This window comes from Maribacter spongiae, assembly GCF_047345125.1.
Lineage (GTDB): Bacteria > Bacteroidota > Bacteroidia > Flavobacteriales > Flavobacteriaceae > Maribacter.
In genome coordinates this window covers 1-1127 of sequence record NZ_JBLFEQ010000024.1, presented here as the reverse complement: position 1 = coordinate 1127, position 1127 = coordinate 1, and the positions used below count along the sequence as shown (strand labels likewise).

General features: G+C 32.2%; 2 protein-coding genes. Both read left to right on the top strand.

The annotated features are described in order from the left end of the window. Positions 1 to 23: 23 nt before the first annotated feature. The gene (locus ACKWB9_RS15625; RefSeq protein ID WP_414003943.1) at positions 24 to 521 is read left to right on the top strand and encodes a hypothetical protein; all 498 of its coding nucleotides are present in this window, start codon (positions 24 to 26) and stop codon (positions 519 to 521) included. A 16-nt stretch (positions 522 to 537) separates the two neighbouring features. Beyond that, positions 538 to 1005, top strand: a complete 468-nt coding sequence (locus ACKWB9_RS15620; protein ID WP_414003942.1) for an HAD domain-containing protein — start codon at positions 538 to 540, stop codon at positions 1003 to 1005. The last annotated feature ends 122 nt before the right edge of the window (positions 1006 to 1127 follow it).

The following is a 1127-nucleotide window of genomic DNA, read 5'->3' as shown; positions in this document are numbered from 1 at the left end:
ACCGTTAGCTACAATTTGTGAAAATGAGCGAATCAAAAGAAACAAATAAAATATTACAACGGATTTTAGAACTGCTTGCTAAAAATGAAGCTCGTGTTAGTACAAATGAAATGACGGCGGAAAGTGATGGGATATTAAAAAAGTTTGAAAGAGAAGCAGAAGATGCTACTAAAAAAATACAATCGACTTTTGACCGAATTCACGACAAGCTATTCAATTTCAACAATATGCTCATAGCGGCATTTCTTGGATTGAGTAAATTTCCGACTGATGAACCAATATTAAGTCTTTGGATGGCTATTCTACCAATTGCAAATTTGATTTATTTAATGTTTTTGGAATATTGGCAAATGGAAATCTATAGACACGCTGCAAAACGAATGGAATGGGATTTAGATTTAAATAAAGACGTGAAAAAATATGGAGATATGATAAGTCGACAGAACTTAAGGTCACTTCTGTCAATCTTGACAACTTTCGGACTTTTCACCTTTTTAGTTATCAAAATTTTGACATATTAAAACAGTGGTTAGCAATTTGAGTAACGACAACCTTTTGATATTAGATTTAGATGGAGTTTTAATAACAAATCCATCTTGGAAAGCTGACCAAATTGGCTCGGATGGATATTCTAAATTTAATGAATCTTGTGTGGAAAACTTAAATCGACTTCTGACTCTTGCAGAATTTGATATTTGGTTAAGTTCAACTCGACGAACTGTGAAAACTCTGACTGAATTCAATCTGATTTTCAAAAATCGTGGAATAAATAAAAAAATCGTCGGATTTCTACCAGAATACTCGGATTGTAAAAACCGAAAAGAAGAAATTCAGAAATTTATAACGGAATTTAAAGCGTCTGACTTTCTAATCATCGATGATGACAAATCATTAAACGGATTGGAAAATGGAATAAAAGAAAGCCTAATTTTAACTGAATTGACTAAAGGATTTAATTCGGAGAAACTGAAAGAAGCAACAGAAAAAATAAAAAACTGTAGCTAACAACGTATATAATTCATTGCTAGTACACTCCTACTTACGAAAATCCTCGCGGATTTTCTATTCGGTTTGTATTTGCTAAATTAGTTGCTGAAACACGCAACGAAATCATATACAAAACCGTT

Bases quoted from the DNA above. Each gene is read 5' to 3' on its own strand.
- ACKWB9_RS15625 (WP_414003943.1), top strand. From the start codon at position 24: ATGAGCGAATCAAAAGAAACAAATAAAATATTACAACGGATTTTAGAA.